This is a genomic window from Acinetobacter sp. SFA (assembly GCF_001647535.1).
Lineage (GTDB): Bacteria > Pseudomonadota > Gammaproteobacteria > Pseudomonadales > Moraxellaceae > Acinetobacter > Acinetobacter pecorum.
On sequence record NZ_LSZI01000005.1, the window covers coordinates 73696 to 86346 of the forward strand.

General features: G+C 41.2%; 12 protein-coding genes. 2 read left to right on the top strand and 10 right to left on the bottom strand.

What is annotated here, in order from left to right; all coding sequences use genetic code 11:
- Positions 1-5: 5 nt before the first annotated feature.
- The 3 genes from AY607_RS03850 to AY607_RS03860 all read right to left on the bottom strand — a co-directional run bounded on the left by AY607_RS03850 (position 6) and on the right by AY607_RS03860 (position 3213).
- On the bottom strand, positions 6-1208 hold the full coding sequence (locus AY607_RS03850; protein WP_064101823.1) for a hypothetical protein: 1203 nt from the start codon (positions 1206-1208) through the stop codon (positions 6-8).
- Between the two features lie 37 nt (positions 1209-1245).
- Positions 1246-2079, bottom strand: coding sequence for a C39 family peptidase (locus AY607_RS03855; protein WP_064101824.1), 834 nt, complete (start codon positions 2077-2079; stop codon positions 1246-1248).
- Positions 2080-2268: 189 nt separating this feature from the next.
- A complete protein-coding gene (locus AY607_RS03860) occupies positions 2269-3213 on the bottom strand; it encodes a DUF6160 family protein (RefSeq protein WP_064101825.1) in 945 nt (314 codons plus the stop codon).
- Between the two features lie 258 nt (positions 3214-3471).
- Here AY607_RS03860 and AY607_RS03865 point away from each other — a divergent pair, with 258 nt between their 5' ends.
- Positions 3472-4803 (top strand): anthranilate synthase component I family protein, encoded by a 1332-nt coding sequence (locus AY607_RS03865; RefSeq protein WP_064101826.1) that lies wholly within the window; start codon positions 3472-3474, stop codon positions 4801-4803.
- Between the two features lie 146 nt (positions 4804-4949).
- Here the strand turns inward: AY607_RS03865 and hisC are convergent, their stop codons facing one another.
- The gene (gene hisC / locus AY607_RS03870; protein WP_064101834.1) at positions 4950-6041 is read right to left on the bottom strand and encodes a histidinol-phosphate transaminase; all 1092 of its coding nucleotides are present in this window, start codon (positions 6039-6041) and stop codon (positions 4950-4952) included.
- A 169-nt stretch (positions 6042-6210) separates the two neighbouring features.
- Entirely contained in the window at positions 6211-7512 is a 1302-nt protein-coding gene (gene hisD / locus AY607_RS03875) for a histidinol dehydrogenase (protein ID WP_171255273.1), read from the bottom strand.
- Positions 7513-7686: 174 nt separating this feature from the next.
- Between hisD and AY607_RS03880 the strand changes: the two genes are divergently transcribed.
- Positions 7687-8034, top strand: coding sequence for a nuclear transport factor 2 family protein (locus AY607_RS03880; RefSeq protein WP_064101828.1), 348 nt, complete (start codon positions 7687-7689; stop codon positions 8032-8034).
- Between the two features lie 63 nt (positions 8035-8097).
- Here the strand turns inward: AY607_RS03880 and hisG are convergent, their stop codons facing one another.
- The 5 genes from hisG to AY607_RS03905 all read right to left on the bottom strand — a co-directional run bounded on the left by hisG (position 8098) and on the right by AY607_RS03905 (position 12416).
- The gene (gene hisG / locus AY607_RS03885) at positions 8098-8799 is read right to left on the bottom strand and encodes an ATP phosphoribosyltransferase (RefSeq protein ID WP_064101829.1); all 702 of its coding nucleotides are present in this window, start codon (positions 8797-8799) and stop codon (positions 8098-8100) included.
- A complete protein-coding gene (gene murA, locus AY607_RS03890) occupies positions 8799-10055 on the bottom strand; it encodes a UDP-N-acetylglucosamine 1-carboxyvinyltransferase (RefSeq protein WP_064097048.1) in 1257 nt (418 codons plus the stop codon). The genes hisG and murA overlap by 1 nt, the downstream gene beginning before the upstream one ends.
- A 7-nt stretch (positions 10056-10062) precedes the next feature.
- Positions 10063-10314, bottom strand: coding sequence for a BolA family iron metabolism protein IbaG (gene ibaG, locus AY607_RS03895; protein WP_004646023.1), 252 nt, complete (start codon positions 10312-10314; stop codon positions 10063-10065).
- A 133-nt stretch (positions 10315-10447) separates the two neighbouring features.
- The gene (gene hpf / locus AY607_RS03900; protein ID WP_064097049.1) at positions 10448-10780 is read right to left on the bottom strand and encodes a ribosome hibernation-promoting factor, HPF/YfiA family; all 333 of its coding nucleotides are present in this window, start codon (positions 10778-10780) and stop codon (positions 10448-10450) included.
- 184 nt (positions 10781-10964) lie between these two features.
- Positions 10965-12416: an RNA polymerase factor sigma-54 gene (locus AY607_RS03905; protein ID WP_064101830.1), complete on the bottom strand. Its 1452-nt coding sequence runs from the start codon at positions 12414-12416 to the stop codon at positions 10965-10967.
- Positions 12417-12651: the final 235 nt, after the last annotated feature.

Here is a 12651-nt window from a genome sequence, read left to right on the forward strand (position 1 = left end):
CCCTATTAACTGATTTTTTTACCAAAACCTAAAATATCAAGCGGGAATGACAATCCCAACGAAACATCCGGTGCATCTTCAGTCAGCCCCAGGCCGACAGTACCATTTACAATTGTTTCTGGAGAAACCCTGACCCCTAATGAAATCGCAAAAGTAGCACTGGTCTGATCCGCAGCAGAATAACTTTCACCCGTGTTATAGCTAAACTCAGCTCCCGTATTGAAGCTTTGCTGATAGGACATGGTCATTGAAACATCATAGTTAAATGAGTAGGCGAAACCGAATGCAAAACCCCCACTAATTCCGGGATCAAATTCTTCAATAATACGATAACCACGACGTTGGTTCAGACCGGATTCTTTAAAACCATAGTTCGCAGAAACCGATGCAAACAGTACGACCGGATCAATGTATTTACGCGTACTGGCCCCTAGCCCCGCAGAATAATATCCTTTACCGATACCGAGATCCGTGGCTGCATTAATTTCGTAGGGGCTTTCACCCGTTTTGGTAGATAAATTTGCAAATAAAATCAGAGGAAGACGGCCTGCTTTTAACGGAAAAGGCTCCCAACGCGCGCCCATGCTAATATCACCCAACCCGGCAGTAGAGGTATCTTTTAAGAGGTCGGTCTTGGCCACCAAAGGTAGGGATGCAGTTAATGTCAGATTATCTTTCACTCCATATTGGAAAGTGAAAGTATTGGTCAGAGTATGTGTCGCATTTTCTTGCACCCGCAGTTGATATAATTGTCCCTGAGCCATTTCTAGGTCAAGTTGGGTATCTCGATAGTAGGTATAATCAATATCGTAATAAGAGGAAATATCACCTTTTTTAATCAGTGAATATTGACGTTCATTTGACGTAAATACTTCTTCGAGATTAGTTGCCTGAGTTGCATCGCCTTCTTGTTGCTGTAAAGCCTGAGATGCATCTGTGACCTGTTTAGGTTGAGCTTCTACAGGTACTGTAGTTTTAACAGTAGTATCTTCAACTACTTCATATCCCCCTAATTCTACATCTTCTGCAACCTGTGTTTCGACTTGCTCAGTTTGAGGCTGTACTGCTACAGTTTCAACTACAACTTCCTCATCAACCGTTTCGTATTCACCTAGTGCTGGTTCTTCTGCAGCAAATGCAACGCCCATTACCATTTGAATGCTCAGTGCCAAGAACGTCTTGTTCATCCATTTACTGTTCATATCCATTTCACCATTTTAATTTTTATTACTGTTTTTCTTTACTTTATTTATTCTTGTAATACAGTCTCAGGAAATTATATTGATACTCCCCAAACTTTTCTGATTCTGTATTACGATTACGGTCCATACGGATTGTAGAAGCTTTATCAGCAATTTTATCCATATAAAACTGTGGATATTGCATGTCGACCAAGGCATAGCGGTTAATTGTCGCATCCTCTACATGGCGCATATCTGATTCTTTTAATGCCAGAAAATTTTTGCGATATTGCTCAGGGACATTGATCAGGAACAAGGTGTTATTTTCCCAAATATCCTGAAAACGCCGCTCATCAAAACTGATATTGCCAAGTGCTGGATCTGCAACATAAACCCGGCCATTTTTATAGCCCTTATACACCACAAAATGCTTAAAGCCCGCATAGGAAATCGGAACAATGGCAGGCTGATCTTGATTGACTAAATCCTTGAATTCTCCTCGATAGCCTCCGCTTTCCAACCCTAAGGCTGAAACAAAGCGCTTCATATCAAGTAGAGAAAAACTACGGCGTTCAACAATTTTATCCGTTTCACCGAATTTCATCAGCCCACTCATGACTTGCTGCTCATCCAGCTGCGTACCGACATAACCGTTGAGTAAGGTAGTAAGTGCTGCTGAACCACAACTATAGTCATAAGCCTGACGTACAATACCCTGGAATTGATCCAGCAGTGCCGGCTTTATTTCTACTGTTTCGCGGTGCATGCGTTTAAAAGAATCATTCCTTGAATCAAGGACTTCAGTATAGTGAACAGCGCCCGGTGGCTGTTTTTTGATATCTAGAGCTTCTTTGGCAGCGTAATACATCAATGCCGAGCCCAACGCGATCTCTAACATAATTATTAACTTTTCTTATGATTGGCATAATATGCCTATTTTTCTTTTTATAGAGTATTCACTCTACTTCCCTGTAACTAGAAAGATACCTTCTTTTTCAAAAAAATACAGCATTTTTTTTATTTTTTGGATAAATGATTCAGTCATAAAAAAAGCGCGTGTAAACACGCGCTTTTTTTTAAATGAAGATTAGTGACCAGCAATCGTAATAATCGCACCTGGGGCGTATTGACCTAGCGCAGGGCTGAAATAAGTTTGTAAACCTTGGATTTCCATATCGCCGATTGATGCAGCAGTACGGCTACCTAAATGAATACCTTTCACATAATTATCATGTGCACCGCTCGTGCTAACAATACGGATATAGCCTTTAGATGCCGCTTCCTCACCAAATACGCTAATAGACTGATTTAACGCAAGATCTCTAGAGTTTGCATCTGTTAGTTTGATACTTTCAATGAAGATTTCACCTGCAGCACGAGTATCAGTTTTCGTTGAATTATCCAAGATGCCTAGCTCTTTAATTTCCAGACCACCGATCATATTTGCATTTAATTTAATCATTGCGCCTTGAGGAGCTGCACCCAATTGAATGTTTGCAGACATTGGACCTGTTTTAATTGACAAACCAGATAAAATTGCATTTGTCGTACCTTGACCACCACGACGAATAGACGTTGCATCTGTAGCTGGTTCATCACCAGATGCCACAACACCAATTTGACCAATATGAATATCTAAACCAGATACTGCTGCTGCAATATTAATGAATGGATTCCCACCACCAGCATCAGAGTCAATTTTCAAGTCAGCGAGGTTACGTGTAGGCAATAAATATGCACCATTATTGTCATAGTTAGCACCAACTACTACACCGTGAGCAGCTGTTGCACCTTTACCATTTGCTTCAATAACAATCGCACCTGCTGCACCTGTACCACCAGCTCCAGAATAACCATCATTATCATGAATATAGAGTTTCTCAATTTCAATTTTTGAAATACCGATACCAATCGAGATACCTTCCTGACCCGTTGTTTCGCTTAGAGATGCCTCATCCATTGCCTGCATCGCCATCGCATTGGCACTAAATGCAACTGAAGTCGCTAGAACTAATTTTGTGAATTTCTTCATTGTTTACTCTCCCAAGAGTACTATTTTTTTTGATTGTGAATTACTCAGTGTTGAGGCTGTATTTTTTATTTTCTGACAGCTTAAACATCTTTCCTTGAGTAATTTGCTAGCCCACTTAAATTAACGTCGAGTCAGTTTTTGATCAACTGTCGTTGGTCGCAATCTGTCGCTTACCGATAAACGGTATTTCATGATTTAAAAATATTTTCCGTCTTCTTGATATAAAATAGTAAGTCATCCCGAACTCCCCATAACTGAATGACCGAAGCTCTCTATCATCGTCCCTTAAACTTTGAATCGCTGCTAGTTGCAGATCTATTATCTGCATTGAAGACATTGGATCATCTGGCGTATTTAAATAATAATGGTCAGCCTTTCATTGCCTGCTGTGCTCAGGAATATTTTATTGCCCAGACCTCAGAAACCCAGTGTTTTAAAAGAACAGAGATTGAACAATATCAAGCTGTTCCATCCGAATTCAATCTAGAAATTGATGGACCAAAAACGCCTCAAAAGCATGGATTTTCTGGAGGTTATATCGGCTTTATTGGCTATGATTATGCAGCTCAGCAATATATCCATTATCCAGACCGTCCCCAACCCGGTTTATTCATTGGTCAGTTCTCGTCCTACATTAAGCCAAGTTCTGAAGGCTGGATGTTCTATAGTCACGACTCGCAGGCCGAGCAAATTTTCAATCATATCCAAGGCTTGCTTGAACGAGATTTAAATTATCCAACATTTCAGTTAAAAAGCCCTTGTACTGCACGCTGGAAAAAATCTGTTTACACTCAGGCTTTTCAGGAGATTCAAGATTATATTGTTGCAGGTGACTGTTATCAGATTAACTTGACCCAAGAATTTTCAGGTCGTGCCCAAGGCTCCCTCTTAGCGACTGCCCAAGCGTTCTGGTCACTTACCGAAGCACCCTATGCGGGTTATTTGCGCCTTGGTGATTTTGAATTACTCAGCTGCTCACCCGAGTTATTTATTGATTTTGAAGCAGATCGAAAAATCATTACCAAGCCGATTAAAGGCACCATGCCACGCTATAGCGACCCTGTGCTAGACGAGCAGTCTAAACAAACCTTAAAAGCATCGGAAAAAGATCAGGCAGAAAATGTCATGATTGTGGATTTATTACGTAATGATTTAAGTATTTATGCGGAAACAGGTACTGTCAAAACACCCAAGCTGTTTAATATTGAAAGCTTCAATCAAGTGCATCATATGGTGAGTGAAGTTGAGGCAACTCTAAAGGAAAATGTGAATCCTTTTGAGGTTTTAATGTCTGCACTGCCAGGCGGTTCAATTACTGGGGCGCCAAAAATTCGTGCCATGCAAATTATTGAAGAACTCGAAGGTGCACCGCGTGGGGCTTATTGTGGCTCAATGGGGTATTTTAATTTTGATGGTACAGGTTCCTGGAATATTCTGATTCGCTCTATTCAGAAATATCAGGAGGAAGTATCTTTATGGGCTGGTGGTGGTATTACTATTGCATCTGACTGTGATGCAGAATATCAGGAATGTTTTGATAAAGTTGAAGCCATGCTGAATTTACTCAATACCTGGTATGAGCCTGAATAAATGAAAAAAGCGATTCAATTGAATCGCTTTTTTATTTTGAATCCACCCTAACCCTTCTTCACCAAAGGAGGGAATCCTCTAATTCAGTAAAATCAGGAAAGTCCTTCTTTTCTAAAGATGAGAAGCACCGCTTCGCAAGGGAGAGATTAAACTAAAATCTCGTTTTTCAAGGTATCTACCAAACGCTGATTCTGTTCATCCGTACCAATGGTGATACGCAGGAACTGATTTATCCGTGGTTTATTAAAATAACGCACGATGATGCCATGTTCACGTAATTCAGCTGCAAGTTCGCCTGCCTCCTTAGATGGCAATGAGGCAAAAATAAAGTTGGCACTCGATGGTAAGACTTTAAAACCAAGTTCACTCAGTTGAGCAACTAGCATTTCGCGACTCGCAATTACTTTAGCATTTTGCGTTTCAAAGTATGCTTGATCCTCAAAAGAAGCCACCGCAGCAGCAATTGCAAAACGATCCATTGGATAGGAGTTGAAGCTGTTTTTTACCGCTTCAAGTGCAGCAATTAAATGTGGTTGCGCGATTGCAAAACCAACACGCAAACCTGCCAATGAACGTGATTTAGACGTAGTTTGGCAAACTACAAGGTTGTCATACTTTTTAACCAAACTTACTGCTGATTCGGCACCAAAGTCCACATAGGCTTCATCAATGACCACCACCGAGTTGGGATTGGCTTGAAGAATTTCTTCAATTGCAGACAAGCCCAATGCAATACTGGTTGGCGCATTTGGATTGGTAATGATAATTCCGCCATTTGGCTGCTTATAGTCATCCACTACAATTTCAAAATCATCATTGAGTGGCAAGACTTTGGTTTTGACACCAAAGAACTGACTATAAACTGGATAGAAACTGTAGGTAATATCTGGATATAAAAGCGGTAATTCTTGAATGAAAAAGGCTTTAAAAATATGCGCTAAAACTTCGTCCGAGCCATTTCCAACAAAGACATTTTCAACAGCAACTTTTTGCTGTTTAGCGATCGCCTGTTTTAGTTCAGATGCATCAGGATCAGGATATAAACGCAATACATCTGCACCATTCGCCAAAACCTTTTGTACCGCTTCTACCACTTTGGGTGACGGCGGATATGGGTTTTCGTTGGTATTGAGTTTCAGTAAATTTTGGATTTTTGGCTGTTCCCCTGGGGTATACGGTTCTAACTCACGTACATCAGGACTCCAAAAACGCATTTGTTCTATAGTGATATTTGACATCTTCATTCTCTTATTTACCCTCTTCCTAACCTCTCTTGGATTTCACTTTAAAGCAGTGCTTAAAGCTCATTCAGGGAGAAGAATCTCCAATTCCTTACATATAATTTTTTCGATGTAAGTTCCCTTTCCTTTCAGGAGAGGGTTAGGGAGAGGTCTTAATATTTTTTAATCACTGATAACGATAACGTGCAGAGCGCGCATGGGCATCAAGATTTTCTTGTTGCGCCAAAATATCTGCCGTTTTTGCTAAGGTTTTCACACCGTCTTGCGAGCACATGATCAAGCTTGAGCGTTTTTGGAAATCATACACGCCAAGTGGTGATGAGAAACGTGCTGTACCTGAGGTTGGCAGTACATGGTTCGGACCGGCGCAGTAATCACCAATCGCTTCCGGGGTATAGCGACCCATGAAGATTGCACCAGCATGGCGAATATCTTCAGCCATTTCTTGCGCTTCATCTAAACAAAGCATGAGGTGTTCAGGCGCAACCTGGTTAATGAGCTCTACACCTTCTGCACGATCTTTCACCAATATCAATGCACCACGGTTTTCAATCGATGTACGCGCGATATCGGCTTTTGGCAAGGCTTGCAAATGCTCTTCAATGGCATCGGCTACATCATTCAACAACTGCTCATCCGGTGTAATAAATACCGCTTGCGCCACCGTATCATGCTCGGCTTGTGACAATAAATCCATTGCCAGCCATTTGGCATTGTTCTGTCCTTCGGCATAGACCAGAATTTCAGAGGGTCCAGCGATCATATCAATCCCGACTTGACCGAACACGGCTCGCTTCGCAGCAGCCACGAAACGGTTACCCGGACCTGTGATTTTATCGACTGATGGAATGGTTTCTGTACCATAAGCCAAGGCAGCCACGGCTTGTGCACCACCAATCGTAAATACGCGTGTCACACCAGCTAAATAGGCAGCGGCCAATACCAATGGATTGAGTTCACCATTGGGTGCAGGCACCACCATGATAATTTCAGGCACCCCCGCCACATGTGCTGGCACGGCATTCATCAACACAGAAGATGGATAAGACGCCAAACCACCGGGTACATAGATCCCCACACGATCCAGTGGCGTAACTTTTTGACCTAGCGTATTGCCTAAAGCATCGACATAAGTCCAGCCATCTTGCTTTTGTGCTTGGTGGAATTCCCGAATACGATTCGCTGCAAGTTCAAGCGCTTCCCGGACTTCCGTGCTTAGACCATCAAATGCTGCTTTCAATTGTTCCTGGGTCAGCTCAAGCTCTGAGAATTGATGCGCTGGATGTCGATCGAACTGTTGGGTGAGTTTAAGAACATGAGCATCGCCATGCTGACGAACATCAGCGATGATTTGATCTACGGTTTTTAAAAGTTCGGGGTCACTCACAGTTTCAAAAGCCAACAAATCAGCAAAGACTTGTTTAAAATTCTGATCTTGAGTCGATAAACGTCGCATCAATTTATCCACAATGAAAATAAAGGGAGGCTTTAGTTTACCTTGTTTCCTATATTTTGTGGGCAACAATCCTCCAGCTTAAGATAGGGTTTAATGAAAAATTATTTTTAAGCGCCTCGGTAAATGATTGAGTACCTTACTTTCAGGCTAGAATAATTTCAAAATTAAAAGAATAGGTGAATTTTGATGATGCTTACAGATATAGCCCAATGCTTTTCCACTGGGCAGTTTAGTCAAATCCAATCCTATTTTTCAGAAGACCTCGTATGGGAAATCGTTGGCGAACAACGGCTCTCAGGAATTGAGCAAGTCCTGAAACATTGCCAGTCTATTGAACACTATTTTCAGCTCACACCCCATGAATTTCAGATTCAATCGATTCATCAAGTTGGCCATCACGTGATTATTCAGGGTGAAGCGTATTTTTATCATGTAAATCAGACGACTCATATTTCTGCATGCGATGTCTATAATTTTAATGATTCAAATCAACTGTTTCAGGTCCAATCATATTGTATTTCAATCCAAGAATAATTTTTAAATTTGCAGGCATAAAAAAACCGCCCTATTAAGGACGGTTTTTGTGTTCAGCATAAATTATGCTTTTTTCGCTTGCTCACGTGCTTCAACCGCTTGTTCCAGTTGAGCCAAAATCGGATTTAATAATGCCTGCTTACGCTTAAAGCTGGCTTTATTGACGATCAAACGTGAAGATACTTTACAGATTTCTTCAAGTGGCTCCAGACCATTGGCACGCAAGGTGTTACCGGTATCAACCACATCGACAATGTAATCACCCAGACCAACCAGTGGTGCGAGTTCCATTGAGCCATACAGCTTGATCACATCCACTTGCTCGCCCAGGCTGGCATAGTATTGACGGGTTAAGTTGACGTATTTGGTAGCAATTTTCAGACGGCCTTTCGGACGCTCCATGCCCACTTTCCCTGCCGTCATCAGTTTACAAACAGCAATTTTTAAGTCGAGTGGTTCATAGACATTTTGCGCGCCATGTTCCATGAGTACATCTTTACCCGCAACACCAATATCTGCCGCACCATTTTCCACATAGGTCGGTACATCAGAGGCACGTAAAATTAAAATACGGACCTGTTTATGCGTGGTGGGGAAAATTAACTTGCGCGATTTATCTGGATCTTCTAAAAGATTAATACCAGCTGTTTCAAGTAAAGGTAACGTTTCTTTCAAGATACGTCCTTTACTCAATGCCAAAGTTAAACCATGATCAAAATTGCCCATTACGTCAAAGTTTGGATCATCGTTTCTCATATCGCTCATTAACTTACTCGCTTAATTTGGGCACCTAAACCTTGTAACTTCGCTTCAATATTTTCATAACCGCGGTCAATATGATAAATACGGTCAATCAATGTTTCACCTTCAGCGGCAAGTGCTGCCAATACCAAAGAGAATGAAGCACGTAAATCTGTCGCCATCACGGGTGCTGCAGAAAGTTTATCCACACCTGTTACGACTGCATCATTACCTTCCACCTGAATATTTGCGCCCATTCGTGCCAATTCAGGTACATGCATAAATCGATTTTCAAAAATGGTTTCTGAAATTGTCGCAAACCCATGGCCAATAGCATTCACCGCCATAATCTGAGCTTGCATATCTGTTGGGAAATCTGGATGTGGCAAGGTACGGAAGCTCACTGCTTTCGGACGTTTACCCATCATATCCAGTTCAATCCAGTCATCGCCACGGGTGACTTCTGCACCCATTTCTTCAAACTTTTCCAGCACAGCTTCCATCAGAGTTGGATCTGTATGTGTGGTTTTGATCTTACCACCCGTGATTGCAGCTGCAGCTAAATAGGAACCGGTTTCAATCCGGTCTGCAACCACTGAGTATTCACAGCCGTGTAAGCTCTCAACCCCAGTCACCACCAAGGTGTCAGTGTCTAGACCTTCAATCTTGGCACCCATTTTAATGAGCATTTGTGCAAGATCGGTGATTTCAGGTTCACGTGCAGCATTGCGAATTGTGGTGATGCCATCTGCTAACACTGCAGCCATCAGAATATTTTCAGTACCGCCGACAGTCACCATATCAAAGACCACTTCACCACCTTTCAGGCGACCATCGACTTTGGCATGTACATAACCGGCTTCTACTTCAATCTCGGCACCCAAAGCTTCCAAGGCTTTTAAATGCTGATCCACTGGTCGGGAACCAATGGCACAACCACCTGGAAGTGACACTTTTGCACTACCATAGCGCGCTAGCAATGGACCGAGCACCAAAATCGAAGCACGCATGGTTTTTACGAGTTCATATGGTGCAAACTGGTTATCTAAAGTAGAGGTATCAGCAACAACTGTATCGCCTTCATAAGTCATGGTAATCCCAAGACCTGCAATGAGCTGCACCAGCGTATTGACATCTTTCAGATTAGGCACATTTCTAAGCGTAATAGGAGTATCAGCCAGAATCATTGCCGCCAATAATGGAAGTGCTGCATTCTTTGCACCAGAAATACGCACTTCACCTTCGAGCTTAATACCGCCCTGAATTAAAAATTTATCCATTAAATGATTAAGCTCCAAATAAGCTTGCTTTGCGCCATTCTTCTTTTGTCATTGCTCGAATTGTCACTGCGTGAACTGCACCACTGGCAATATGGGCATTGAGAGGAGCATAAACAGCTTGTTGGCGTGCAACTGGACGCTTACCTTCAAATTGATCATCTACAATACGGAGATCAAATTTTCCGCCCTGACCACTCACAGCAACATCCGCCTCGGGAAAAGCGGCTTTTAAAATTTCAGTGAGCTGTTCATTATTCATCACAAGACCTCTAATAGGACTAAGGGTGTAAAACGAGCCATTTTACTATAAATAGCAAAAATAATTCATGAATCCCTACATTATATCTATAAAAAAAAGAGGCTTTTAAAACCTCTTTTTTATCATTTGTCCGTTATAGGACTAAAGCATGCTGCTGTAAATGTATTTCCCGGTATCGATCAATTTGCCGTTTAAGTTTTTCTGCTAATATTTTAATCGATGTATACATATCATCTGCGGTGGCGTGAGCAAAAAATTCAATGCCCGGTAATCGGATAATAGCCTCTGCGATATGATTACTACTGCCCTTTCTGGAGGGTTTATCGATTTGATGATCTTTGGAGAGTTTCACTTGCATACTATTCACCTGGTCCAGATGTTTCGTCATTTGTGAAAATTTGGTTTTTATACTTTCTTCAATTGCTGGCGTAATAGATAAATGATGTCCACGAATTGTTATTTGCATAGTTCTATCCCTCACCTTCGTTAGGATTAGAAGAGTCACAATATAAAACAACTTAAATACAGTAACTTATAAAATATATATTCCCATTTCAAGTCCTGAATAAAATCATTTTTACTGTCACTCAAAAGAAAGAAGATTCATTATGCTGTCATAATGAATCTCTAGAATAGCCAGATTTCAAATTTCAGATCAAGACTTTTCGCTCAGAAGATGAAGGAATATGTAACGATTCACGATATTTAGCTACCGTACGTCGTGCCACATCAATACCCTCATCTTTCAGAATGGTGGCGATCGCATTATCCGACAAAGGTTTGCGGGCATTTTCTTCAGAAACCAGTTTTTTGATTTTGGCACGAATGGCAGTAGAAGAGGCCTCCCCTCCTGAGGTGGTACCCACATGACTCGAGAAGAAATATTTCAGTTCAAATAAGCCTCGTGGGGTTAGCATATATTTATTAGTAGTCACACGTGAAACTGTCGATTCATGCAATTCGACTTCTTCGGCAATATCTCTTAACACGAGAGGTTTCATGCCTTCCGCGCCGATTTCCAAGAACATTTTTTGATGTTCTACAATACAGGTTGCAACTTTCAATAAGGTTTTATGGCGTTCTTCAATACTTTTAATAAAGTTTTTTGCTTCCAGCATTTGATTACGTAAATACTGATTATCGTCACTTTGATCGGCACGACGAATCATCTTGGCATAGAACGAGTTGATACGTAACTTTGGCAGGATATCCGAGTTTAAATTGACCTGCCAACAGTTATCCTTTTTCATCACGACAACATCGGGTACCTGATAATCTGATTCCTTATTTTCGAATTCCAGTCCCGGGTGCGGTTTCAGTGTTTTTAGCAGATCTACTGCACAGCGCAACTGTTCTTGATTGAGTCCAGTTTGCTTTATCAGCTTAGGAAGTTCATTAGTAATCAATAATTCATAATGTTGCAGAAGTTTAATCGCATCATTTCGACAAGGCGTTGATGCGGGCAAATTATCAAGTTGAACCAGGAGACATTCTGCCAAGCTTCTAGAACCTACACCCACCGGATCTAAACGCTGGATATGTTTTAAAACGACTGCCACTTCATCATCTTCAATTTCTTCTTCAAAGTCCATAGAAGATAAAAGGTGTTGTACCGAAGCCGTAATTTCACTCAAATCTGCATCTAGAAAGCCTTTATCATCCAAGGAGTCAATAATGCAATAAGCAATCAATTTATCCACTTGGGAAAAATTCAATAGATTGATTTGCTCCAGCATATACTCCTGTAGAGTCTGGTGTCCTTGACGATTATCTTCCCGCTCTTCGAATTCGGCCGCCCCAAGGCTCGTAGGCTGATGCGTATAAACATCATCCCAATCTGTATCTACTGGTAAATCATCAGGCAGATGATTAGCATTAAGTTCATTGGTTAGATCATTATGTTCATTATCAGATTCAATAGTAGACAGGCTTTCAAGGGTAATTTGTTCTTCAACTTTTTCTAACAGAGGATTGCTATCAAGTTGCAACTGTACTTCCTGTTCCAGCTCCAGACTTGAAAGCTGCAATAACCGTATTGCTTGCTGTAATTGTGGAGTTAATGACAGCGAGTTCGCAATTTTTATGCCCACTGATAATCTCATTGTGACCCCCTTAATAAAAATCTCGTTTTATAAGCAATTTTTATGCCGTTTTATTTTTTATAACATAGTTTTGTTTAAAAACATATAAATTGAATTCTTAATTTATAGTCTGTAGGGGTCAAATCACCTATCAGACGGTTCATTTTTAGAACATAAAAAAAACACCCCCGGCCTTTAGACCGGGGGTGTTTCGAATAATGAGCTGGCGATGACTTACTCTCACATGGGTAATCCC

What these genes read in the sequence shown, in the direction of transcription:
- murA (WP_064097048.1), bottom strand. Translation starts at nt 10,055, where the DNA reads ATGGATAAATTTTTAATTCAGGGCGGTATTAAGCTCGAAGGTGAAGTG.
- AY607_RS03880 (WP_064101828.1), top strand. Translation starts at nt 7,687, where the DNA reads ATGATGCTTACAGATATAGCCCAATGCTTTTCCACTGGGCAGTTTAGT.
- AY607_RS03850 (WP_064101823.1), bottom strand. Translation starts at nt 1,208, where the DNA reads ATGGATATGAACAGTAAATGGATGAACAAGACGTTCTTGGCACTGAGC.
- AY607_RS03860 (WP_064101825.1), bottom strand. Translation starts at nt 3,213, where the DNA reads ATGAAGAAATTCACAAAATTAGTTCTAGCGACTTCAGTTGCATTTAGT.
- hisG (WP_064101829.1), bottom strand. Translation starts at nt 8,799, where the DNA reads ATGAGCGATATGAGAAACGATGATCCAAACTTTGACGTAATGGGCAAT.
- hisC (WP_064101834.1), bottom strand. Translation starts at nt 6,041, where the DNA reads ATGTCAAATATCACTATAGAACAAATGCGTTTTTGGAGTCCTGATGTA.
- hpf (WP_064097049.1), bottom strand. Translation starts at nt 10,780, where the DNA reads ATGCAAATAACAATTCGTGGACATCATTTATCTATTACGCCAGCAATT.
- AY607_RS03865 (WP_064101826.1), top strand. Translation starts at nt 3,472, where the DNA reads ATGACCGAAGCTCTCTATCATCGTCCCTTAAACTTTGAATCGCTGCTA.
- AY607_RS03855 (WP_064101824.1), bottom strand. Translation starts at nt 2,079, where the DNA reads ATGTTAGAGATCGCGTTGGGCTCGGCATTGATGTATTACGCTGCCAAA.
- AY607_RS03905 (WP_064101830.1), bottom strand. Translation starts at nt 12,416, where the DNA reads ATGAGATTATCAGTGGGCATAAAAATTGCGAACTCGCTGTCATTAACT.
- ibaG (WP_004646023.1), bottom strand. Translation starts at nt 10,314, where the DNA reads ATGAATAATGAACAGCTCACTGAAATTTTAAAAGCCGCTTTTCCCGAG.